Source organism: Streptomyces sp. Ru73, assembly GCF_002920575.1.
Taxonomy (GTDB): domain Bacteria; phylum Actinomycetota; class Actinomycetes; order Streptomycetales; family Streptomycetaceae; genus Streptomyces.
This window is the reverse complement of record NZ_PQSQ01000032.1, coordinates 20,375-43,758: the sequence shown is the minus strand read 5'-3', so window position 1 is coordinate 43,758 and position 23,384 is coordinate 20,375. Positions and strand designations below refer to the sequence as shown.

Genomic DNA, 23,384 nt, shown 5'->3' with positions numbered 1-23,384 from the left:
GCGGAGGGACGCCTGGTCCAGAGGTTGCGACGCTAGTGCAGGGACGTTTCAAGAGGGATGGCAGCGCTGCGGCTGACCCGGAGCTGCGCGGCGGGACCGACCGCGCCTCCTCGCAGCAGCGCGCCCAGAGCAACGGTCCGGCGAGCGGCACCCTGCCGACGGACCGGACCGACCCGGCGCCGGCCGGCGGTTCCGCCGCCGAGCGCCCCAAGGCCAAGGGCCCCACGGGCCCCGGGGCCCGTCTGTCGCTGCGCAACTGGCGCATCAGCACGCGCCTGGTCTCCCTGATCGCGCTGCCCGTGGTCGCCGCCACCACGCTGGGCGGCCTGCGGATCAGCAGCGAGCTGGACAACATCGACCAGCTGGACCGGATGCAGCTCCTGACGGAGATGACGCGGCAGGCCACCGAGCTCGCCGACGCCCTCCAGGAGGAGCGCGACCGCTCGGCGGGCCCGCTGGCCGGCTCGGGCAACACCAAGGACGACACCGATGTCGTGGCGCCGCGCGAGGAGACCGACCGCGCGATCAAGTCGTTCAAGGAGCACACCGACGACGTCGACGCCGCGCGCGGCTCGATGGCCGGCGTCCGCGCCACGATCGTCGACATCCAGCGGCAGCTGGGCACCCTGAACGAGGTCCGGAACAAGGCGTACTCCGACAAGGAGAACGTCGCCCAGACCATCACCGCGTACAACCAGCTCATCACCTCCCTGCTGGCGCTCTCCCAGGACATGGCGCAGGCGACCAGCAACCCGGAGATGATCCAGAGCACCCGCTCGCTGGCCGCGTTCTCCTCCGCGAAGGAGTACGCGTCGATGCAGCGGGCCTTCGTCAGCGCGGGTCTCGCGCACAAGGGCAGCGCCCACCTGTCCGCCAACGACCGGCTGGCCGGCCGTACCGCCGAGGACAACGAGGAGTCCGCGCTCAAGCGGTTCTCCAACATCTACCCCGGCGCCGCCTCCCTGATGGAGGGCCTGGACAGCGGCAACGACGACATCGAGCACGCGAACTCCTTCGCCGACCGCTCCTTCAAGACCGAGTCGGGCATCCGCGGTGAGGAGATGTCGTACCTGGACTGGTACGACCTCGACACCAACAAGATCAGCCTGATGTCGCGCATCGAGACGACGCTGCTCTCCCAGATGGAGCAGAAGTCCCGCGAGCTGCGCAACGAAGCCACCACCGGCGCCATCATCAACGGTGCGGTGATCCTGCTCGTCCTCGGCATCTCGCTGGTCGGCGCGTTCGTCGTCTCCCGCTCCATGGTCCGCTCGCTGCGCCGCCTGCAGGACACCGCGCAGACCGTCTCCCAGAAGCGGCTGCCCGAGCTGGTCAAGCAGCTCTCCGAGGCGGACCCGCAGGAGGTCGACACCTCGGTCGAGTCCGTCGGCGTGCACAGCCGGGACGAGATCGGCAAGGTGGCCACCGCGTTCGACGAGGTGCACCGCGAGGCCGTCCGGCTGGCGTCCGAGCAGGCGCTGCTGCGGGGCAACGTCAACGCGATGTTCACCAACCTCTCGCGGCGGTCCCAGGGCCTCATCCAGCGGCAGCTGTCGCTGATCTCGGAGCTGGAGTCCCGCGAGGCCGACCCGGACCAGCTCTCCTCGCTCTTCAAGCTCGACCACCTCGCGACCCGTATGCGCCGGAACGGCGAGAACCTCCTCGTCCTCGCGGGCGAGGAGCCGGGCCGCCGCTGGACCCGCCCGGTCCCGCTGGTCGACGTCCTGCGCGCCGCCGCCTCCGAGGTGGAGCAGTACGAGCGCATCGAACTGAGCGCCGTGCCGACCACCGAGGTCGCCGGCCGCGTCGTCAACGACCTCGTGCACCTCCTCGCCGAGCTGCTGGAGAACGCCACCTCGTTCTCCTCGCCGCAGACCAAGGTCAAGGTCACCGGTCACGCGCTGCCCGACGGCCGGGTGCTGGTCGAGATCCACGACACCGGCATCGGCCTCTCCCCCGAGGACCTCTCGGCGATCAACGAGCGGCTGGCCAGCCCGCCGACCGTGGACGTCTCGGTGTCCCGCCGGATGGGCCTCTTCGTGGTCGGCCGGCTGTCCCTGCGGCACGGCATCCGCGTCCAGCTCCGGCCCTCCGACTCCGGCGGTACGACGGCCCTGGTCATGCTCCCGGTCGACGTCGCGCAGAGCGGCGGCGCCGGCGCCAAGAAGCCCGGCCAGGGCGGCAAGCCCGCGGGCGGCCGCGGCGCCGGTGAGGGCGGCGGCCAGCACACCAGCCGGCTCGCCGGTCTCCAGCCGCGCGGCCAGGTCGGCGCGGGCCCCCGTACGGCGCTGCCCACCCGCCCCGGCGCGAGCGCGCCCGGCGGTGCTCCGGGCGGTGCGCCCGGCGGTGCCCCCGGTGCGCCGGGCCGTCCGCAGCAGGACGCCTTCGGCAACCGGCCAGCGGCGCCCGCGGGCCAGGACCGTCCCTCGCTCCCGGTGCGCGGCGCCGAGCCGGCCCAGCCGCCGGCCGCGAGCCACCAGCCGACCGTCGCCCCGCCCACCGGTGCCCCCGCGCCGCGCGGCGAGCGGCCGCAGCTGCCCACGCGCAGCCCGGCCGGCGAGCTGACCGGGCCCGCCGGCGCCGACGAGTCGGCGCCGCAGCAGCCCGCCCAGCAGCCCGGTTCCAGCTGGGGTGCGCGGCGCGAGCGCGGCGAGGCGGCCGACGACTGGCCGCTGGCGCCCCGCCGTGCCCAGGAGGACGTCCCGCGCGGCCACGAGGAGCACGGCGCCGCCGGCCGGTACGGCCGTCCGGAGTCCGGCGGGCCGCAGCAGCCGGAGAGCACCGGACAGTTCTCGCGGCCGGCGGCCGCCGGGCCCGGTGACACGGCGCAGTTCGAGCGTCCCGACTTCGACGGCCAGCGCCCCGGCGCTGACGCCCCCGCACAGGGCGGTGCCCCGGCGCAGGGCGGCCGGCCGATGTGGAGCGGCGAGTTCGCGCTGCCCTCGGCCCCGTCCGCCGGGCAGCCGGCCGAGGAGGCCCCGGCACCGCCGCCGGCGCCCGCCGGGCCGACCAGCCCGATGTGGAGCGGCGAGTTCGTCCAGCAGCCCGCGCAGGACGGCGGTCCCGCCGAGGAGGGCGCCCCGGCGTCCGGCCGCGGCGAGGAGGCCCCGGCCGGCGGCCCGGCGTACGACGCGGACTCCTACGGGCGCGACGACGCGTACGGCCGTGACCGGTCCTTCGGCGACGACGCCTTCCGTGACGGCTCCTTCGGTGACGACGCCTTCGGGCGCGGTCCCCGTACCGGCGAGGTGCCGCTGCAGCAGCAGCCGCACAGCGCGCCGGACGACGCCGACCTGCTCGGCGGCCCCGCGCCGCGCGACGCGGGCGGCGACGGCCGGACGCCGATCTTCGACACCATCGAGTCGAACTGGTTCACCCAGCCGGGCGGCAGCGCGGCGCAGGAGCCCGCCAGCCGTCCGCAGAGCGCCCCCGAGGCGCCGCGGCTGCCCCGGCGCGAGCCGGCCGGCAGCGGCGCGCAGGCGCAGGCCCAGTGGCGTACCTCGCCCAATGACGACGTGTGGCGCCGGGCCGAACAGGTCCGGCAGCCGGCGGCCGGCGGGGTCACCACCTCCGGTTTGCCGCGCCGGGTCCCGCGGGCCAACCTGGTCGCGGGCACCGCGCAGCAGGAGCCCCGTCCGGGCGGGCCGCAGGTCTCCCGGGCGCCGGACGACGTGCGCGGCCGGCTGACCAATCTCCGCCGGGGCATCCAGCAGGGCCGGCAGGCCGGGCACACCGGCACGCACCCCATCGTGGACCCCACTCACCAGCAGGAGCGTTAGTTGAGTCCGATGAGCCAGGCGGCGCAGAACCTGAACTGGTTGATCACCAACTTCGTGGACAACACCCCCGGGGTGTCCCACACGGTGGTCGTCTCGGTCGACGGTCTGCTGCTCGCGATGTCCGAGGGCTTCCCGCGGGACCGGGCCGACCAGCTCGCCGCGGTGGCCTCCGGCCTCACCTCCCTGACATCCGGCGCCTCCCGCATCTTCGAGGGCGGGAACGTCAACCAGACCGTGGTGGAGATGGAGCGCGGCTTCCTCTTCCTCATGTCGATCTCCGACGGATCGTCGCTGGCCGTCCTGGCGCACCCCGAGTGCGACATCGGCCTCGTCGGTTACGAGATGGCCCTGCTCGTCGACCGCGCGGGGGGCGTCCTCACACCGGACCTGCGTGCCGAGCTCCAGGGCAGCCTGCTCAACTGATCACTCACCGATTCCACGTGCCGCAGTTCCCCCCACCGGCCCGACCCGACGACAGCCAGTTGTCCAGCCCGGAGGACCCATGACCCCGCCGCCCGCTTCGCCCGGCCCGTACGGCCATACCAGCCAGCCGTACGCCGACGGGGGAGACCAGCCACTGGTCCGCCCGTACGCGATGACCGGAGGACGGACCCGGCCGCGCTACCAGCTCGCCATCGAGGCGCTGGTCAGCACCACGGCAGACCCCTCCCAGCTGCCCGGGCTGCTGCCGGAGCACCAGCGGATCTGCCACCTGTGCGCCGAGGTGAAGTCGGTGGCGGAGGTCTCCGCGCTGCTCCACATACCGCTGGGGGTGGCCAGGATCCTGGTCGCCGACCTGGCCGAGGCCGGCATGGTGGCGATCCACCAGCCCGGCGGCAGCGGTGAGGCCGGCGGCACGCCCGATGTGACCTTGCTGGAGAGGGTGCTCAGTGGACTTCGCAAGCTCTGACGCCGCGTCCCGTTCGACCACGTCCGCGAAGATCGTGGTGGCGGGCGGTTTCGGCGTGGGCAAAACCACCTTTGTCGGGGCCGTTTCCGAGATCAATCCGCTGCGTACCGAGGCCGTGATGACGTCCGCCTCGGCCGGCATCGACGATCTCAGCCACGTCCAGGACAAGACGACGACCACCGTCGCCATGGATTTCGGGCGGATCACCCTCGATCAGGATTTGATCCTGTATCTGTTCGGGACACCCGGCCAGGACCGTTTCTGGTTCATGTGGGACGATCTGGTCCGCGGTGCGATCGGTGCCGTGGTGCTGGTCGACACCCGCCGGCTCGCCGACTGCTTCCCCGCCGTCGACTACTTCGAGAACAGCGGGCTGCCGTTCGTGATCGCGCTGAACGGCTTCGACGGGCAGCAGCCGTACACCCCGGACGAGGTCCGGGAGGCGCTGCAGATCGGCCCCGACACGCCGATCATCACCACTGACGCGCGGCACCGCAGCGAGGCCAAGGGCGCCCTCATCACGCTCGTCGAGCACGCTCTGATGGCGCGGCTCAAGTAGCGCTTCGGCGTGGTCAGTTGCGCCGGGGTGCGCTGTGTCCTTGGACACGCCGGGCCCCGGCGTTCATAACGTTTCGACAGAGAAATCCCGGGGCCTCGACACCGGATGCGCACAGGTGGCTTCACTGTGTTCACTTTCTCCCCCGCTTTTGCCGCGCCTCGCCCTTAACGCCCCTTTTATCTGGCGCCTCGCAGGGCTTGCTCATCTTGTCCGCACTGTTTGGAACGCACGGCCCTGACGTGCTGGAATTCGCTGAACTCCGGAGTAGGTAACGCCCAGAACGAAACGGCACAGCGAGATCCGTGCCGGCGCCGAGAGGTTGTTGGTCGAGTGAGGCGAAGCAAGTCGGGCCCCGCGCCGCAGCAGGCGGCGCAGCGGGGCAACTTCACACCGCCGCCGCGTCATACGGCGTCGCCTACCGACGCGCCTGAAAGTCCGCTGACCGCCCAGCCGGTGAGCGGCAACCGGCTGTCCCCGCGCAACTGGCGCGTGGCCACCCGGCTGAACGCGATCCTGCTGCTCCCCGTGATCCTGGCGCTGATCTTCGCCGGGCTGCGCGTGAACACCTCGGTCTCCACCTGGAACGAGGCGCAGGACGCCGAGAACACCGCCAAGCTCGTCCAGGCGGCCTCCGCCTACGGACAGGCCCTCGTCGACGAGCGGGACCGCACCGCGGCGCCGCTCCTCCAGGGCAAGCAGAACGACCCGGCCGTCCGGGACGCGCGGGCCGACACCGACGCCGCCGCCGCCGACTTCCACGACGCGGTCAAGAACATGCCCGACAAGCCGGGCCTGAAGCGCCGGCTCGCGGTCTTCGAGAAGGTCGAGCCCAAGCTCGACGCGCTCCGCAAGGTCGCCTACACCTCGCAGCTCACCGGCGTGCAGACCGAGGAGGGCTACACCGAGGTCCAGCACCCGCTGATGGAGTTCTCCAACGAGCTGGGGCTGGGCACCGGCAACATCACCTCCTACGGGCGCACCGTCTACGCCGTGGCGCTCGCCAAGGCCGCCGAGTCCCTGCAGCGCTCCATCGGCACCCACCTGCTGGTGCACCCGGCGACGGGCGCCAAGGAGCGCAAGAAGCAGCTCACCGCCTTCGCGTCGTACGCCTACCTGGAGGGCATCGCCATCGGCGAGTACACCTCCGGTGGCACCCCGGAGGACGTGGCGCGCCTGAAGAAGGACTCCGCCGCGCTCCAGAAGAAAGCGCAGCAGAAGGCGGCGCAGGCCAAGCGGCAGGCCGCCGCGGCGGGCCGGCCCTTCCAGGCCCCGCCGACCATGGACCAGATGGTCCAGGCGATCTCCTCCGGCGCCTCGCCGCAGCTGCTCGCCGCCAAGGGCATCACGCCCAAGACCTGGTACGCGGCCGCCACCGGCAAGTTCGAGATGTACCACGGCATCGAGAAGGACCTCGCCGACAAGGCGGTGGACGAGGCCGCACAGATCTCCGCCGACGCGCAGCAGACCACCTTCGTGGACTCCGGCATCGCGCTGGGCGCGCTGATCGTCGCCTTCCTCATCGCCGGCATGATGGCCCGCTCGATGACCCGCAACATGCAGGAGCTGCGGACCGCGGCCTTCGGCGTCGCCGAGCAGCGGCTGCCGATGCTGGTCGACCAGCTCTCGCGGACCGATCCGGGCCGGGTCGACACCCGCATCAAGCCGATCCCGATCAACACCACGGACGAGATCGGCGAGGTCGCCCGCGCGTTCGACCAGGTGCACCGTGAGGCCGTGCGGCTCGCCGCCGAGCAGGCGCTGCTGCGGGGCAACGTCAACGCGATCTTCACCAACCTCTCGCGCCGCAACCAGGGCCTGATCGAGCGGCAGCTGACGCTCATCACGGACCTGGAGAACAACGAGGCGGACCCGGACCAGCTGGAGAGCCTCTTCCGCCTGGACCACCTCGCCACCCGCATGCGGCGCAACGGCGAGAACCTCCTCATCCTCGCGGGCGAGGAGCCCGGCCGCCGCTGGACCCAGCCGGTCCCGCTGGTCGACGTGCTCCGCGCGGCCACCTCCGAGGTGGAGTCCTACGAGCGCATCGAGCTCCAAGGCGTCCCCGAGAGCGAGATCCACGGCCAGGCCGTGACCGACCTCGTGCACCTGCTGTCGGAGCTGCTGGAGAACGCCACCACGTTCTCCTCGCCGCAGACCAAGGTGCGGGTCACCGCGACCCGGCTGCCCGACGGCCGCGTGATGATCGAGATCCACGACAAGGGCATCGGGCTCACCCCCGAGGACTTCGCGGACATCAACCACAAGCTGGCCAACCCGCCGACCGTCGACATCGCGATCTCCCAGCGCATGGGCCTGTTCGTGGTCGGCCGGCTGGCGGACCGGCACGGCATCCGCGTCCAGCTGCGCCCCTCGGGCGAGACGGCCGGCACCACCTCGCTGGTCATGCTGCCGGAGGCGATCACGCACGGCGGTGGCGGCGAGGAGCAGTTCGAGGACGACTTCACGGTCTCCCGGATCATGCCGGAGCACCCGCAGGCGTTCGCGCAGCAGCCCGACACGCGCAGCGCGGCCGAGCTCGGCTTCGACGACCACTACCGGCCGTCCGGCGAGGGCATCGACCTCGACCCCGTGGGCCGCTCGCTGCTCCGCGAGGAGCGCCGCGCGGCGCTCGAGGCGCAGAACGGCGCACCGCAGAACGGCGCACCGCAGGACGGCGGCCGTCAGGGCCAGGAGCCGGCGCAGGACCCGGCGCAGCCCTTCGGCGGGCTCCCCCAGCGGGGCGAAGCGGAGGGCGCGGGCGCCGCGTACGACGGCTTCCAGGAGCAGCCGTACGCCCCCCAGGAGACCGCCGGGCCGGCTTACGCCGAGCCCGCCGGCGCCTACGACGACCCGTCGTTCGGTGGCCGGAACCTGTTTGACCAGGGGCCTTCGCAGGCCACCGGTGAGCAGGCGCAGTACCCCGCGCAGGGCCCCCAGCGGCCCGCATGGAGCGAACCGGCGCCGTTCCAGGGGTACTTCGGTGAACAAGCGGAATCGGACCACAATGGTCCCGACGCTCCCGCGCAGCCCCAGGAACGCGTAGCATTCGATCGTCCGGGTCCGACCCCGAGCGAACCCCACTCGCTGACCGACGCCGGCCTTCCGCGCCGCGGAGGCGACAAGGCACAGAGCCAGCGTGAGTGGCAGCAGCCCGAGGAGCCGGCGTCGCCCCCGCAACAGCGGAGCACGTCGGAGGACAGCTTCGGTTGGCGTACCGCCAACGACGAGCGCTGGCAGCGAGCGGAGCAGCTTCGCGAGCCGAAGGCGGGCGGGATCACTCCCTCCGGCCTTCCCCGGCGGGTGCCCAAGGCCAACCTGGTCGAGGGCGCGGCGGAGCAGACCCCGCAGGGCGGCCCCCAGGTCTCCCGTGCTCCCGAGGACGTCCGGGGCAGGCTGAGCAACCTGCGCCGCGGCATCCAGCAGGGACGCAGTGCCGGTATGGAGGCACCCAAGAATGACCAACAGGGCTTCGGCCCCGGCAGCACCTACGATCAGGAGCGTTAGTGTGAGCCCGATGAGCCAGGCGGCGCAGAACCTGAACTGGTTGATCACCAACTTCGTGGACAACACCCCCGGTGTGTCCCACACGGTCGTGGTCTCCGCAGACGGTCTCCTCCTCGCCATGTCCGAGGGCTTCCCTCGGGACAGAGCCGACCAGTTGGCGGCGGTGGCCTCCGGGCTCACCTCGCTGACCTCGGGTGCCTCCCGCATCTTCGAAGGCGGGAGCGTCAATCAGACAGTGGTGGAGATGGAGCGCGGCTTCCTCTTCATCATGTCCGTCTCGGACGGATCGTCGCTGGCCGTACTGGCGCACCCCGAGTGCGACATCGGCCTCGTCGGTTACGAGATGGCTCTGCTGGTCGACCGCGCGGGCAGCGTTCTCACGCCCGACCTGCGCGCCGAGCTGCAGGGCAGTCTTCTCAACTGACAGACAGGCAGTGCGTTTCTCGCCACCGCACCATAGGGTGCGGTGGCGCGACCGGCGTCGGATCAGCAAGTTGGAGGAGGAGACGTGGCAACGCCCCCTAGCGGATACCCGTACGATTCCGGGCATCATCCCGAGTCGCAGGGCGAAACCCAGTACAACCGCTTCAACTTCCCCTCCGCGCCGAGTCGTCGGCAGCAGCGGCCGTCCGTGCCGCAGCCCCGGCCGTACGACACGCCGTACGGCACCCCCGCAGCCCCGCCGTACGGCTACGGCGACGAGGGGCCGAGGGTTCCCCGCATAGAACCGGTCCAGCCGCAGCAGCGGCGCGCCGAGCCGTCGGCGCCGACCGGCGGCGCGCAGAACCCGCTGGTCCGTCCGTACGCCATGACCGGGGGCCGCACCCGGCCGCGCTACCAGCTCGCCATCGAGGCACTGGTGCACACCACGGCCGGCCAGGCTCAGCTGCAGGGCCAGCTGCCGGAGCATCAGCGCATCTGCCACCTGTGCCGCGAGATCAAGTCGGTCGCCGAGATCTCCGCGCTCCTCTCCATCCCCCTCGGCGTCGCCCGGATCCTCGTCGCCGACCTGGCGGAGGCCGGACTCGTCGCCATCCATCAGCCCGGCGGTGACGAGTCCGCCGGCGGACAGCCAGATGTGACACTGCTCGAAAGGGTGCTCAGTGGACTTCGCAAGCTCTAGCGGTGCAGCCCGCTCCACCACCTCCGCGAAGATCGTGGTGGCGGGCGGCTTCGGCGTGGGCAAGACGACCTTCGTCGGGGCCGTCTCTGAGATCAATCCGCTGCGTACCGAAGCCGTGATGACCTCCGCCTCGGCGGGCATCGACGACCTCACGCACGCGCCGGACAAGACCACCACGACGGTGGCCATGGACTTCGGCCGCATCACGCTCGACCAGGACCTGATCCTGTACCTCTTCGGTACGCCCGGTCAGGACCGGTTCTGGTTCATGTGGGACGACCTGGTCCGCGGCGCGATCGGCGCCGTCGTCCTCGTGGACACCCGCCGCCTGGCGGACTGTTTCCCCGCGGTCGACTACTTCGAGAACAGCGGCCTGCCGTTCGTCATCGCCCTCAACGGCTTCGACGGACACCAGCCGTACACCCCCGACGAGGTCCGTGAGGCCCTGCAGATCGGCCCGGACGCACCGATCATCACGACGGACGCACGGCACCGCAGCGAGGCCAAGAGCGCGCTCATCACCCTGGTGGAGCACGCCCTCATGGCCCGCCTGCGCTAAGCGGCCCGCCCGTACGCGAAGGGCCCCGCACACCATGGTGTGCGGGGCCCTTCGCGCGCCGTAGGGGGCGCGGGAGGGTGTCGACACGGCTCCGCCGCGTGGGCGCGAGCAACCACCGCGGCGCCGCGGCCGTCAGCGCAGCGTGCCCCCCACGGCGGTGACGATCAAGGCCAGCGAGGTCGCCCCCGCATCCGCGTGGCCGTACCCCATGTCCCCCATGCGGGCCGCCCGGCCCCGCGCCGGCACCAGCTCCGCCGTCGCAGCGGCCGCCTTCGTGGCCGCCTCGGCCGCCGCACGCCAGGCAGTCGCCAGGTCCTCGCCCGTACGGGCGGCAAGCTCGGCCCGGAACGGGTCCAGCGCATCCAGCATGGTCTTCTCCCCCACCGCGGCGCCGCCGAGCTCCGACACCGCCCGCTGCGCCGCTCCCACCGCCTCCGCGAGCAGCGCCGTGGTGCAGGAGGCGCCTTCCGGGGCCCGTACGAGGACCGCGCCGGTCTCGGCCAGCAGTGCCCCGTACAGCGCGCCCGACGCGCCGCCGGAGGCGTCCGCGAGGGCGAGACCGGCGGAGAGCAGTGCCTTGCCCGCGGAGTGCGGGTCCCCGGCCGGGCCCGGTTCGGTGTCGCGCGCGGCGGCCACCGCCGCCCGCAGCCCGCGGACGATGCCGATGCCGTGGTCCCCGTCGCCGGCGACCGCGTCGAGCCGCCCCAGCTCCTCCTCGTTGGCGGCGACCAGGTCCAGCGCGGCCTGGAGCGCCGCCGTCGCGGGCAGGTCGGCCGCGGACGGCCCGGCCTGCGGCCGCGCCTCCGGCTCCGCGGGGGTCTCCCGTACGTCGTCGGCGTCCGTACGGGGCCCCGGCAGGCTGCGGAAGGCCGGGGTGTCGCAGGCCGCGTCGTACAGCTCGGCCAGCTCGTCGTCGAGGACCATCACCGACAGCGAGACGCCCGCCATGTCGAAGGAGGTGACGAACTCGCCGACCTCCGGCCGGAACGGGGCCAGCCCGGCCTCCTTCAGGCGCCGGTTGACCTGCCGGAAGACCACGAACATCTCCTCGTACTTGGTCCGGCCCAGGCCGTTGAGGAGGACGGCGACCCGGCCGCCCGCGCCCTCGGGCAGCGGGGGCAGCTCGGGGAGGAGGTTGTCCACCAGCTCGTCGGCGAGCTCGGCGGCGGTGAGGCTGCGGGTGGTGCGCATGCCGGGCTCGCCGTGGATGCCCATGCCCAGCTCCGTGGTGCCCTTGTTCACGGTGAACAGCGGCTCGGCCGCGCCGGGCAGCGTGCAGCCGGCGAACGCGGCGCCGAAGGTGCGGGTCATGGCGTTGGCACGGGCCGCCACCCGGGCCACGCCGTCCAGGTCGTCGCCGCGCTCGGCGGCCGCGCCGGCCACCTTGAAGACGAAGAAGTCGCCGGCCACGCCGCGCCGGTCGCGCGAGGGGTCGATCTCCTGGCCCTCCACGGGCGGTGGGCCGCTGGCCACGTCGTCGGTGACCAGAACGGTGCGCACGGGCACGCCCTCGGCGGCGAGGCGGCGGGCCGCCAGGCCGAAGTGCATCACGTCGCCCGCGTAGTTGCCGTAGGACATCAGGACCCCGGCGCCGCCGTCGGCGGCCTTGGCGGTGCGGTAGATCTGCTCGGCGCTGGGGCTGGCGAAGACGTCGCCGACCGCGGCGGCGTCCGCGAGCCCGGGGCCGACCAGTCCGGCGAAGGCCGGGTAGTGGCCGGACCCGCCGCCGATGACGAGGGCGACCTTGCCGGGGCGCGGGGCGTGGCGGCCGACCACGCCGAAGGTGCCGGGCACCCGCCGGAGCGTGCGCGCGTAGGCGTCGGCCAGTCCTTCCAGCCAGTCCTCGCGGAAGGTCGCGGCATTGTGTCCGAGGCCGTCGGGCGTCGTGGTCATCAGGGCACACTCCTTTGTTCCGTCCCTGTTGGATTTAACACCCGGATCACAGGTTCGTCACCCCTCAGCGCGTAAATCACGCTCGGTGCTGTGAGAATCACGGCCCAGAAAACCTGTCATCACATCTTGCATGTGAAGTTCACAGGATTCATGCTGCTGATGTCCCACCCTCACCACCCTCGCTCCCACGGAGGCGTGACATGGCTCCCCCCTCGGCGCTCTCACTGCCCGACCGCCTCGGCATCCCCAAGGCGCTGGTCTACGGCTACCTCGGCGTGCTGCTGTTCATGGTCGGCGACGGTGTCGAGTCGGGCTTCATCGCGCCGTACATGGCGGACCACGGCGCCGGCACGGAGGTGCACGCCTCGTACGTCATCACCGCCTACGGCGTCACGGTCATGCTCGCCTCATGGCTCTCCGGCGCGCTGTCGGACCTGTGGGGGCCGCGGCGGGTGATGCAGCTGGGGCTCGCGATCTGGATCGTCTTCGACATCCTCTTCCTGGTCTTCGCGCTCGGCCCGCAGAACTACGCCCTGATGCTGGTCTTCTACGGCCTCCGCGGCTTCGGCTACCCCCTGTTCGCCTTCGGATTCCTGGTCTGGATCACGGCGACGGCGCCCATGGCACGGATGGGGGCCGCCGTCGGGTGGTTCTACATGGCGTTCACCGGCGGCCTGCCCACGCTGGGCTCGCTGGTGGCCGGCGCGAGCAACCCGGTCTTCGGCCAGTTCGGCACGTTGTGGGTGGCGCTCGGCATCATCGCGGTCGGCGGCGCCTTCTGCATGTTCGGCGTGAAGGAGCGGACCGGCTTCACCCGGCTGGCACCGCCGGACGTCAAGCCGGTGCAGTCGCTCATCTCCAGCCTCTCGATCGCCTGGACACACCCCCGGGTCGCGGTGGGCTGCGTGGTCCGCATCATCAACACGGCGCCCGAGTTCGGCTTCCTGGTCTTCCTGCCCACCTTCTTCGGCAAGGAACTGGGCTTCGGCGAAGGCCGCTGGCTGACCCTGCTCGCCGTGATCTACGGCACGAACGTCGTCTTCAACCTGATCTTCGGCGTCATCGGCGACAGGATCGGCTGGCGGCGGACCATCGCCACGTTCGGCGGCCTGGGCTGCGCCGTCACCACCCTCACGCTGTACTTCGTGCCGCAGGCCGTCGGCAGCAACTACCCGGTCGCGATCGTCTGCGGCATGCTCTACGGCATCACCCTGGCCGGCTTCGTGCCCATCTCCGCGCTGATCCCGGCACTGGCCCCGGAGAACAAGGGCGGCGCCATGGCCCTGCTGAACCTCGGCGCGGGCGGCGCGGCCTTCGTCGGCCCGGCGATCGTCAGCCTCTTCCTCACCCCGGTCGGCCCGGCCGGCGTCGTCATCATCTTCGCCGCGCTGTACGTCGTCTCGTCGCTGCTGACCCTGTACCTGAAGCTGCCCGAGGCGTCCGCGGACACCACTCCCCCGGAGCCCGCGGTCGAGGCGGCCGGCGCGGTGCGCACCTGACCGCCCCGGCACGCCGAAGGGCCCCGCACACCGACGTGTGCGGGGCCCTTCGTCCGTACCAGCGGTTACCGCTGCCAGGAGCGCGCGCCGTGGAAGCCGCGCTGGCGCTCCAGACGGCGCCAGCGCGCCGCCGTGGCGTGCGGCTGCGCCGGCACCTCGGCCGGCCGGTGGGCGGCGCGGGCGAGCAGCACCGCGGTCAGCGCGGCGAGCTCCTCCTCGCTGGCCTCGCCCTTCTCGACGCGGACCAGGGAACGGTCGGAGATATCGGCAGGGTTCACTTTCGTCGTCTCCAAGGTCGCAGGGTTGCTGCGGTACAGAGCGGTAACGGGATTACTGCGGCGGGTTGCCGTGCTTGCGGGCCGGCAGGTCGGCGTGCTTGGACCGGAGCATGGCCAGCGAGCGGATCAGCACCTCGCGGGTCTCCGCCGGGTCGATCACGTCGTCGACGAGGCCGCGCTCGGCCGCGTAGTACGGGTGCATCAGCTCGGACTTGTACTCCTTGACCATGCGTGCCCGCATGGCCTCCGGGTCGTCCGCCTCGGCGATCTGCTTGCGGAAGATCACGTTGGCCGCGCCCTCGGCACCCATCACGGCGATCTCGTTGGTCGGCCACGCGTAGGTGAGGTCGGCGCCGATGGACTGGGAGTCCATGACGATGTAGGCACCGCCGTACGCCTTGCGCAGCACGACCGAGATCCGCGGCACGGTGGCGTTGCAGTACGCGTACAGCAGCTTGGCGCCGTGCCGGATGATCCCGCCGTGCTCCTGGTCGACGCCCGGCAGGAAGCCGGGGACGTCCAGCAGGGTGAGGATCGGGATATTGAAAGCATCGCACATCTGGACGAAGCGGGCAGCCTTCTCCGACGCCTCGATGTCCAGCACGCCCGCCAGCGACTGCGGCTGGTTGGCGATGATGCCGACGACCTCGCCGTCCATGCGGGACAGCGCGCAGATGATGTTGGTCGCCCAGCGCTCGTGGACCTCCAGGAACTCGCCGTCGTCGACGATCTCCTCGATGACCTTGCGCATGTCGTACGGGCGGTTGCCGTCGGCCGGCACCAGGTCCAGCAGCGCGTCGCCGGACCGCTCCACCGGGTCGTCGCTCGGGACCGACGGCGGGTTCTCCCGGTTGTTGGACGGCAGCAGCGACAGGAGGTAGCGGACCTCCTCCAGGCAGGTGGCCTCGTCGTCGTACGCGAAGTGGCAGACGCCCGAGGTCTCGGCGTGCACGTCGGCGCCGCCCAGCCCGTTCTGCGTGATCTCCTCGCCGGTCACCGCGCGGACCACGTCGGGCCCGGTGATGAACATCTGCGAGGTCTCCCGCACCATGAACACGAAGTCCGTCAGCGCGGGGCTGTAGGCGGCGCCGCCGGCGCACGGGCCCAGCATCACCGAGATCTGCGGGATGACACCCGAGGCCTTGGTGTTGCGCTGGAAGATGCCGCCGTACCCGGCGAGCGCGGAGACGCCCTCCTGGATACGGGCGCCGGCGCCGTCGTTCAGCGACACCAGCGGCGCACCGGCCTGGATGGCCATGTCCATGATCTTGTGGATCTTGGTGGCGTGGGCCTCGCCCAGCGCGCCGCCGAAGATCCGGAAGTCGTGCGCGTACACGAAGACGGTACGGCCGTGCACGGTGCCCCAGCCGGTGATCACACCGTCGGTGTACGGCTTCTTGTTCTCCAGGCCGAAGCCGGTCGCCCGGTGCCGGCGCAGCGGCTCCACCTCGTTGAAGGACCCCTCGTCCAGCAGGAGGTCGATCCGCTCGCGGGCGGTGAGCTTGCCCTTGGCGCGCTGGGCCTCGGTGGCGCGCTCACTCGGGCCTCGCCGGGCCTGCTCACGGATCGCGTGCAGCTCGGCGACGCGCCCGCGGGCGTCGTTCGCCTCGGCGGGCGCATCTTCGACAGTGGTCATGCATCGACGGTACGCGGACACCTGCTCATGAACCGATGTCGGTTTCGTACAACGTCGAGCGCGAAATGGTGGGCAGGCAGAACAGAACCACGCTGCACGCGGGGCGCCGGACCGGCCCGGACGCGAAGAGCCACCGACCGGGCACTGTGCGGGGCCCACAAAAGACACCGGTGTCGTCTTGTGGCCGTCCGCAGATTGACCGCACTTCCCGGCCACGGCCCGCACCGGCACCGGACGGCGGGGCCGCGCCCGCACCGCCCGGCGGCCGGGTCAGCCTGTGGTGACCGTACAGCGGAACGTGGCGCAGACCGTGCCCGGACTGATCCGCAGCCGCAGCCGGCGGCCGGTCCCCAGGACCGTGACGCCGGGCCCGGCGCTCACCACCGCGCGCACCGGCCGGTCCCAGACGACCTCCACCGGCTCCCCCGTCCGCGGCGGCTCCGCCACGCACACCGTCGCCGTCCGGCCCCGCTCGCGCACCAGCACGGACACCGGCTTCGAGACGGTCAGCGGGCCCGCCGAGCCGGCCCGCCAGAAGTTCGCCGCCGTCACGCCCAGCGCACGCACCCGCACGGCCTGCACCACATCGGTGTTGGCCAGCACCTCCAGCCAGTGCCGGTCGGCGGCGCGCGCGGCCGGCGTGCGCGGCCCGGCCCCCGGCATCAGGACGTACGCGTACGAGGCGGCCACCGGGTCCGTGCCGTGGTCGTGCCAGAGCGTGAGGTAGCGGCGGGTGATGCGGTCCGGCGACGAGCCCGTGTTGATGTCGTGCCACGCGCCGGTACGGGCCTCGCGCAGCGCCCGCAGCGGCGCGCCGCCGGGGAAGACGTACCCCCCGTGCCCCTCCAGGTGCGCCCAGCGGGCCCGCGGGAAGGTACCGGTCCAGCCGGTGGCCGAGGACTGCGGGACGCCGTCGACGGTGAGCAGCGGGCTGCCCGCGGCGCCGAGGTTGCGGTTGTCGACGACCGTCTCGGCGGGCACGCCGTCCCGCGAGGTGATCCCCGCGCCGAGGCAGACGACCGCGTCGGCCAGGCAGAACCAGGACTTCTTCGCCCGCAGCGTCGAGGAGAGGCCCCGCAGGTCCTGCCCCACGGCGGCGAACTCGCCGTCCGTGGTGCCGCCCACCCACGCCGCCGCCGGCTTCGGCTCGCCCCAGCCGCCGCCCTCGTTGTCGGCGAGCCGCTTGGTGGAGACCGTCGTGCCCGGCAGCCGGTACGGGTCCACCGTCGGCCAGAAGGAGTCCGTGTACTGGCCGCCGCCGAAGTCCGCGCCCCACCAGTAGAGCATTCCGGCGCCGGTGTGCCAGCCGCGCGGATTCTCCCCGTTGCCGTTCTCGTAGTACGTGATCCGCTCCGACGCCATGGCGATGCCGGCGGCGAAGCCGGGGCGGCGGTGCACCGCCCGGTCCATGGCGGGGAACAGCGTGTGCGCGACCGGCTCGGGCTCCGCGGGCCCCGGACCTGCGGCCACGGCGGCCAGCCGCGCGGCGTCCGCCACCCCGAACTGCCGGTCGGTGAGCACGTCCAGCGTGGTGTCCCGCTCGATCCAGCCCTTGACCATGGCGTTCCAGCGGTCCCGCTCGGCGGCGGAGGCGCCCTGCCCCAGCACCGCCACGGCGGCCAGCAGCGCGTGCCCGTGGAAGTGGTCGCTGCGCATCACCTTGCGGTCGTCGTTGAGCAGATAACCGCGGCTGATCGCCCGCCCGTTGACGCTGTCCATCATCAGGCCGTTGTGCAGCAGCGGCGCGTAGGCGTGCTCCACGCTGTCGAAGATGATCTGCCGCTTCGGGTCGGTCACCTCCCAGCTGCTGCCGCGCAGCAGCGTGAACAGCCGCCCCAGCCCGTCCAGCAGCACATAGCCGTACGTACCGGAGTACGCGACCCAGGTGTGCTGGATGAACGAGCCGTCCGTGTACAGCCCGTCGCCCTTCGTCACGTACGGGAACACCGGCGAGAGGGCGTCGCGGGCGAGCGCCAGTTTCGCCGCCGACCGGCCGAGGACGCCGCGCACCGCGACGACCCGGCAGAGGTCGACGCGGTTGGCGCCGGTGCTGGTGCCCGTGTAGTCGCCGAGCATCGCGTCGGGCACGAAGTGGTCGACGGCGGCGAGGTACCGGTCGCGCTGCGCGTCGGTCAGCGCGTCGTCGACGATCGTCATGGTGTCCAGCAGCAGCCGCGGGCTGCCGATCTGCCACTCCCACCAGTTGCCGTAGCGGGCGGTGGCCGCGTTGTAGACCCGCGCTTCGAGGTGGTCCAGGCCCTTGAGCACGTCGGCGAGGAGCCCGGCGTCCCCGGTGAGGCCGGTACCGGGCTGGGCGTACGCCTGCGCCATGGTGTTCAGCCGGCTGTAGCTCTGGGTGATGCCGGCGGGCGGGTCGAAGGGGCAGTCGGGCCAGAGCGAGGCGGTGGCGGGCGCCATGGCAGGGCGGAACCGCCGGGCGAGGTCACCGGTCTCGCGCAGCCGGGAGGCGTACGGCTCGGCGGCCGGGTCGTAGCCGGTGCCCAGCTGGAGGTCCAGCCAGCGCTGCCGCAGGGTGGCGAACTCGTCGTCGGCGGGCCCGGCGGCGCGGGCGGCCGGTGCGGGCAGCGCGAGGGTGGCCGATGGGGGCAGCGCGAGGGCGGCCGCGCCCGCACCGCCCGCCGCGAGGAAGCCCCTGCGGGACCAGTGGGAAGCGCGCGCGGCCATGGTCAGCAGCCGCCGCAGTTGTAGTAGAGGACGTCCCAGTGGGAGCCCTCCTTGGCGTAGACGTTGCCGGAGCCGGACCGGTACATCGGCGCGCCGTCGCTCCGTACGCCGATGTAGGTGAAGGTGCCGGTGACGTAGTTGCTGACGCAGGTGTTCAGGCCGAAGTCGAGCTTGTAGCCGTTCCAGTGGCTGTAGGTGCCACTGGCGTGGCCGGTCTCGGTGCCACCGGTGATGTTCAGGGCGCAGCCGCTGGCCTTCTTGAGGGTGACGGCGCCCTGCGCGGTGGGCTGGTTGAGCTGGTCGAAGGAGGTGCAGGTGGGGTTGTTGCGGTCGGAGCAGCCGCCCGACGAGGACCAGGTGATGCCGGCGTCGCGGAACATCGCGGTGGCCTGGGCGTGGGTGAGCTTGGTGACGGCGTGTGCCTCGCCGGCGCCGGTGAGGACGCCGAAGCCGGGGGCGAAGAGGGCGCCGAGGACGAGCGTCAGGGTGCTGAGGACGGCGCGGACTCTGCTGCGGACTCGCATGGGACCTCCTGCGGTGTACCGGGGAACCGTGGTGACGGGCGTTTCGGCGGTGCAGGTGGAGCACCGCAGATGATGCCCGACCTCTACGCGCGTCGCCAGCCCTCGTGACCGGCCCGGACGCGGGCCGTACGGCTTTCCCGGGGCTCCCAGCGACGGAAAGGTTGAAACTTGAACCAGTACCGGTTACGCTGAATCTCGTTGAACGTTAAACAAGACGTTCGGCGACCACTCCGAGGTCTCCCCGACCCGTCCCCCGAGGAGGAGCCATGGCTCTGTTCAACCGCAAGCGCAACGCCGAGACCGCTGCCCCCGCCGCCACCGCGACCCTCGCGGCGGACCCGGCACTGGCCGCCCTGACCGGCGACTACACGATCGACCCCGCGCACAGCAGCATCGGCTTCACCGTGCGGCACGCCATGGTCACCAACGTCCGCGGTTCCTTCGCCGAGCACGAGGGCGTCCTGCACCTGGACGGCAGCAACCCGGCCGCCTCGACCGCGACCATCGACGTACGGATCGACAGCATCGACACGGGCATCGCCGACCGCGACGGCCACCTGAAGAGCGCCGACTTCTTCGACGCCGAGAAGTACCCGCTGATGACCTTCCGCTCCACCGCCGTCGAGCAGACCGGCAGCGAGACGTACCGGATCACCGGCGACCTGACGATCAAGGACGTCACCAAGCCACTCAGCATCGACCTGGAGTTCAACGGCGCGGCCACGGACGTCTACGGCGCCGAGCGCGTCGGCTTCGAGGGCAGCGCCGAGATCCTCCGCTCCGAGTGGGGCCTGACCTGGAACGCGGCCCTGGAGACGGGCGGCGTGATGGTCAGCGACAAGGTGAAGCTGACGTTCGACATCTCGGCGGTCAAGCAGGGCTGAGCGGGTCGGGCTCACGTTTCCCTGGCAGGGCCCCTCCCTCTCCCCACAGACCGAATCGGACCGGACCGAAATGCCCCGGCCCCGACCGCATGAGGTGAGCCCCCCGGCGCAGGCCCCTCCCCCGCCTCCACCGCGCATACCGCGAAGGTAGCGCCGGGCCGTGATCGGCGGGGGTGCCTGTGGACAACCCCCGGACACACCGTGGCCCCGGCCGGTTCCTGCGAACCGGCCGGGGCCACGGGCGTGTGCGGCAGGGTCAGTCCTGCCGCTCCGGTTCCACGCCCGCGCGCATCAGGCCGTAGGCGTACGCGTCGTCCAGGGCCTGCCAGGACGCGGCGATGACGTTCTCCGCCACGCCGACCGTGGACCACTCGCCGCGGCCGTCGCCCGTGGAGACCAGGACGCGGGTGATCGAGCCGGTGCCGAGCGCGCCCTCCAGGATGCGGACCTTGTAGTCCACCAGCTCCATCTGCGCCAGCTGCGGGTAGATCTGCTCCAGCGCCACCCGCAGCGCCCGGTCCAGCGCGTTGACCGGGCCGTTGCCCTCCGCCGTGGCCACGATCCGCTCGCCCTTGGCCCACAGCTTCACCGTGGCCTCGTTGGCGTGCGTGCCGTCGGGGCGGTCCTCGACGATCGCGCGCCAGGACTCGACGGTGAAGTAGCGCAGCGGCTTGCCCTGCACCTCCTCGCGCAGCAGCAGCTCGAACGAGGCGTCCGCGGCCTCGTACGTGTAGCCCGCGAGCTCCCGCTCCTTGACCCGCTCCACGACCCGGCCGACCAGCTCGCGGTCGTCGCTGAGGTCTATCCCCAGCTCCTTGCCCTTGAGCTCGATGGAGGCGCGGCCCGCCATGTCGGAGACCAGCATCCGCATGGTGTTGCCGACCAGCTCCGGGTCGATGTGCTGGTACAGGTCCGGGTCGACCTTGATCGCGGAGGCGTGCAGGCCCGCCTTGTGCGCGAAGGCGGAGACGCCGACGTACGGCTGGTGGGTGGAGGGCGTGAGGTTCACGACCTCGGCGATGGCGTGCGAGATCCGGGTGGTCTCGGCGAGCTTGCCCTCGGGGAGGACCTTGCGGCCGTACTTCAGCTCCAGCGCGGCGACGACCGGGAAGAGGTTGGAGTTGCCGACCCGCTCGCCGTAGCCGTTGGCGGTGCACTGCACGTGCGTGGCGCCCGCGTCGACCGCGGCCAGCGTGTTGGCGACGGCGCAGCCGGTGTCGTCCTGGGCGTGGATGCCCAGCCGCGCGCCGGTGTCCGCGAGTACGGTGCGGACGACCGCGGTGACCTGGGCGGGGAGCATGCCGCCGTTGGTGTCGCAGAGCACCACGACATCGGCGCCGGCCTCGCTGGCGGTGCGGACGACCTGCTTGGCGTAGTCGGCGTCCAGCGCGTAGCCGTCGAAGAAGTGTTCGCAGTCCAGGAAGACCCGGCGGCCCTGCTCGCGCAGGTACGTGACGGTGTCCCGGATCATCGCCAGGTTCTCCTCCAGCGTGGTGCGGAGGGCCAGTTCCACGTGGCGGACGTGGGACTTGGCGACCAGGGTGATGACCGGGGCTCCGGAGTCCAGCAGGGCCTTGACCTGCTGGTCGTCCTCGACGCGTACGCCGGCCTTGCGGGTGGCGCCGAAAGCCACGAGCTGCGCGTGCCGGAAGGGGACCTCTTCCCGTACGCGCTGGAAGAACTCGGTGTCCCGGGGGTTGGCGCCGGGCCAGCCGCCCTCGATGAAGCCCACGCCGAAGTCGTCCAGGTGGCGCGCGATGGTCAGCTTGTCCGCGACGGTCAGGTTGATGCCCTCGCGCTGCGCTCCGTCGCGCAGCGTCGTGTCGAACACGTGGAAATCGTCGGACAGTGAAGCGTCTGCGGTGTCCGTCATGCTGGTCTGGCTCCTGTCGGGATCTTCGGTCGGTCTACCGGAAGACCGGTGCCGCCGTCCCCCTATGATCCCTCGCGCTCCGTCCCCGGTCGTGGGTGGGCCGGAAACGAAAAAACCTCTCGCGGGTGCGAGAGGTCTGCGCGCGGGTCTGGGACGACGGTGCCGCGCCGTACTCGGTGTCGTACGGGGCGGTCACTGCGGACCGGCGCGCCTGCTGCCAATAATCATGGCGAACGCGAGCATGGGGGCAGTCTTGCACGATTCGTTCCCGCGGGGAGGGCCGTCTCAGGATGCGAACGGCCCGCCCCGCGGGGTGTGTCCTCACACGCGGGACGGGCTGGACGCTGTCCGGTCCGCGGCGACGCGGTGCAGGTCGATGGTGCGGGTCTCGCGCATCGTCAGGTAGACGACGAGGGAGACGGCGGCGCAGCCGGCGACGTACCAGTAGTAGCCGGACTCGATGCCGCCGTTCTTGAACCACAGCGCGACGTACTCGGCGGTGCCGCCGAAGAGGGCGTTGGCGATGGCGTAGGGCAGGGCGACGCCGAGGGCGCGGATGCCGGTGGGGAAGAGTTCGGCCTTCACGCAGGCGTTGATGGAGGTGTAGCCGGTGACGACGACGAGGGCGAGCAGGGAGAGGCCGAGGGCGGGCCAGAAGGAGCCGGCGTGCCGCAGCAGCGTCATGATCGGCACGGTGAGGAAGGTGGAGCCGATCGCGAAGGTGATGAGCAGCGGGCGGCGGCCGATGCGGTCGGAGAGCTTGCCCGCCAGCGGCTGAATGCACATGAAGATGAAGAGGGCGCAGAAGCTGACCAGGGAGGCGGTCGGCTTGGGGAGGCCCACGCTGCCGGAGAGGTACTTGGTGAGGTAGGTGGTGTACGTGTAGTACGCCACGGTGCCGCCCATGGTGAGGGCGATGACGAGGAATGCCTCGCGCTTGTGTGCCCAGAGTGCCTTGAGGGTGCCGCGGTCGGGGTCGGCGTTGGCGGTGTCGTCCTCGGCGTAGACCTCGGTCTCCAGCATGTTGCGGCGGAGGTAGAAGACGATGCCGGCGCCGAGTGCGCCGATGATGAAGGGGATGCGCCAGGCCCAGCTGTGCAGGGCGTCCTCGGACATGGTGCGTTGGAGGATGATCTGCAGGCCGAGGCCGAGGAGCTGGCCCGCGGTCATCGAGACGTACTGGAAGCTGGAGGCGAAGCCGCGGCGGCCGGGTGCGGAGGCTTCGGTGAGGTAGGTGGCGCTGGCGGCGTACTCGCCGCCGACGGAGAGGCCCTGGAGCATGCGGGCGACGAGGAGGACGGCGACGCCGCCGTAGCCGGCGACCGCGTAGGTCGGGGCGATGGCGATGAGGATGGCCGAGGCGGACATGAGGGTGACGGTGAGCGTGAGGGCCGCCTTGCGTCCCTTGCGGTCGCCGACGCGGCCGAGGAGCCAGCCGCCGACGGGCCGCATGAAGAAGCCGACGGCGAAGACCCCCATGGTGTTCATGAGGTTGGCGGTCTCATTGCCCTTGGGGAAGAAGGAGTCCGCGAAGTACACCGCGAAGCTGGCGTAGACGAACCAGTCGAACCACTCGACCATGTTGCCGGCGGAGCCGACCCAGATCTTCTTCCATTGCTCTCGTCCCATAGCCGAGAACGGTGCCGGACCTGGGACTTTTCGGCAAGGGTGCACAAGA

General features: G+C 71.7%; 17 protein-coding genes. 10 read left to right on the top strand and 7 right to left on the bottom strand.

The window, feature by feature from the left end; genetic code table 11:
• The first annotated feature begins 35 nt into the window (after positions 1 to 35).
• The 8 genes from C3486_RS16435 to C3486_RS16400 all read left to right on the top strand — a co-directional run bounded on the left by C3486_RS16435 (position 36) and on the right by C3486_RS16400 (position 10,434).
• Positions 36 to 3,779 carry a nitrate- and nitrite sensing domain-containing protein gene (locus tag C3486_RS16435; protein ID WP_103833459.1) on the top strand — a complete coding sequence of 1,248 codons (3,744 nt, stop codon included), beginning with the start codon at positions 36 to 38 and terminating at the stop codon, positions 3,777 to 3,779.
• Positions 3,780 to 3,788: 9 nt separating this feature from the next.
• Positions 3,789 to 4,202 (top strand): roadblock/LC7 domain-containing protein, encoded by a 414-nt coding sequence (locus C3486_RS16430; protein WP_030257979.1) that lies wholly within the window; start codon positions 3,789 to 3,791, stop codon positions 4,200 to 4,202.
• 79 nt (positions 4,203 to 4,281) lie between these two features.
• Complete coding sequence (locus C3486_RS16425) at positions 4,282 to 4,689, top strand: DUF742 domain-containing protein (protein WP_052864977.1); 408 nt, start codon at positions 4,282 to 4,284, stop codon at positions 4,687 to 4,689.
• Entirely contained in the window at positions 4,670 to 5,248 is a 579-nt protein-coding gene (locus C3486_RS16420; protein WP_103833458.1) for an ATP/GTP-binding protein, read from the top strand. Before C3486_RS16425 ends, C3486_RS16420 begins: the two co-directional genes overlap by 20 nt.
• 330 nt (positions 5,249 to 5,578) lie before the next feature.
• Positions 5,579 to 8,752 carry a nitrate- and nitrite sensing domain-containing protein gene (locus C3486_RS16415; RefSeq protein ID WP_103833457.1) on the top strand — a complete coding sequence of 1,058 codons (3,174 nt, stop codon included), beginning with the start codon at positions 5,579 to 5,581 and terminating at the stop codon, positions 8,750 to 8,752.
• A 10-nt stretch (positions 8,753 to 8,762) separates the two neighbouring features.
• On the top strand, positions 8,763 to 9,176 hold the full coding sequence (locus C3486_RS16410) for a roadblock/LC7 domain-containing protein (RefSeq protein ID WP_030257992.1): 414 nt from the start codon (positions 8,763 to 8,765) through the stop codon (positions 9,174 to 9,176).
• 84 nt (positions 9,177 to 9,260) lie between these two features.
• Positions 9,261 to 9,875 carry a DUF742 domain-containing protein gene (locus C3486_RS16405; protein WP_103833456.1) on the top strand — a complete coding sequence of 205 codons (615 nt, stop codon included), beginning with the start codon at positions 9,261 to 9,263 and terminating at the stop codon, positions 9,873 to 9,875.
• Complete coding sequence (locus tag C3486_RS16400; protein ID WP_073447656.1) at positions 9,856 to 10,434, top strand: ATP/GTP-binding protein; 579 nt, start codon at positions 9,856 to 9,858, stop codon at positions 10,432 to 10,434. Before C3486_RS16405 ends, C3486_RS16400 begins: the two co-directional genes overlap by 20 nt.
• A 132-nt stretch (positions 10,435 to 10,566) precedes the next feature.
• On the opposite strand, the gene C3486_RS16395 is transcribed toward C3486_RS16400, so the two are convergent.
• Positions 10,567 to 12,327: a dihydroxyacetone kinase family protein gene (locus C3486_RS16395; RefSeq protein ID WP_103833455.1), complete on the bottom strand. Its 1,761-nt coding sequence runs from the start codon at positions 12,325 to 12,327 to the stop codon at positions 10,567 to 10,569.
• Between the two features lie 200 nt (positions 12,328 to 12,527).
• Between C3486_RS16395 and C3486_RS16390 the strand changes: the two genes are divergently transcribed.
• Positions 12,528 to 13,826, top strand: a complete 1,299-nt coding sequence (locus C3486_RS16390; protein ID WP_103833454.1) for an MFS transporter — start codon at positions 12,528 to 12,530, stop codon at positions 13,824 to 13,826.
• A 65-nt stretch (positions 13,827 to 13,891) separates the two neighbouring features.
• Here the strand turns inward: C3486_RS16390 and C3486_RS16385 are convergent, their stop codons facing one another.
• The 4 genes from C3486_RS16385 to C3486_RS16370 all read right to left on the bottom strand — a co-directional run bounded on the left by C3486_RS16385 (position 13,892) and on the right by C3486_RS16370 (position 18,949).
• The gene (locus C3486_RS16385; protein WP_103833453.1) at positions 13,892 to 14,104 is read right to left on the bottom strand and encodes an acyl-CoA carboxylase epsilon subunit; all 213 of its coding nucleotides are present in this window, start codon (positions 14,102 to 14,104) and stop codon (positions 13,892 to 13,894) included.
• A gap of 52 nt (positions 14,105 to 14,156) precedes the next feature.
• Positions 14,157 to 15,740, bottom strand: coding sequence for an acyl-CoA carboxylase subunit beta (locus C3486_RS16380; protein WP_103833452.1), 1,584 nt, complete (start codon positions 15,738 to 15,740; stop codon positions 14,157 to 14,159).
• A 270-nt stretch (positions 15,741 to 16,010) separates the two neighbouring features.
• Positions 16,011 to 18,425, bottom strand: coding sequence for a polysaccharide lyase 8 family protein (locus C3486_RS16375; protein ID WP_103833451.1), 2,415 nt, complete (start codon positions 18,423 to 18,425; stop codon positions 16,011 to 16,013).
• 2 nt (positions 18,426 to 18,427) lie between these two features.
• A complete protein-coding gene (locus C3486_RS16370; RefSeq protein ID WP_103833450.1) occupies positions 18,428 to 18,949 on the bottom strand; it encodes a hypothetical protein in 522 nt (173 codons plus the stop codon).
• A 266-nt stretch (positions 18,950 to 19,215) separates the two neighbouring features.
• Here C3486_RS16370 and C3486_RS16365 point away from each other — a divergent pair, with 266 nt between their 5' ends.
• Positions 19,216 to 19,833, top strand: coding sequence for a YceI family protein (locus tag C3486_RS16365; protein ID WP_103833449.1), 618 nt, complete (start codon positions 19,216 to 19,218; stop codon positions 19,831 to 19,833).
• Positions 19,834 to 20,089: 256 nt separating this feature from the next.
• Here the strand turns inward: C3486_RS16365 and cimA are convergent, their stop codons facing one another.
• Together cimA and C3486_RS16355 are read right to left on the bottom strand one after the other, a co-directional pair.
• A complete protein-coding gene (gene cimA / locus C3486_RS16360) occupies positions 20,090 to 21,706 on the bottom strand; it encodes a citramalate synthase (RefSeq protein ID WP_103833448.1) in 1,617 nt (538 codons plus the stop codon).
• Positions 21,707 to 22,027: 321 nt separating this feature from the next.
• The gene (locus C3486_RS16355; protein WP_103833447.1) at positions 22,028 to 23,335 is read right to left on the bottom strand and encodes an MFS transporter; all 1,308 of its coding nucleotides are present in this window, start codon (positions 23,333 to 23,335) and stop codon (positions 22,028 to 22,030) included.
• Between the last annotated feature and the right edge of the window lie 49 nt (positions 23,336 to 23,384).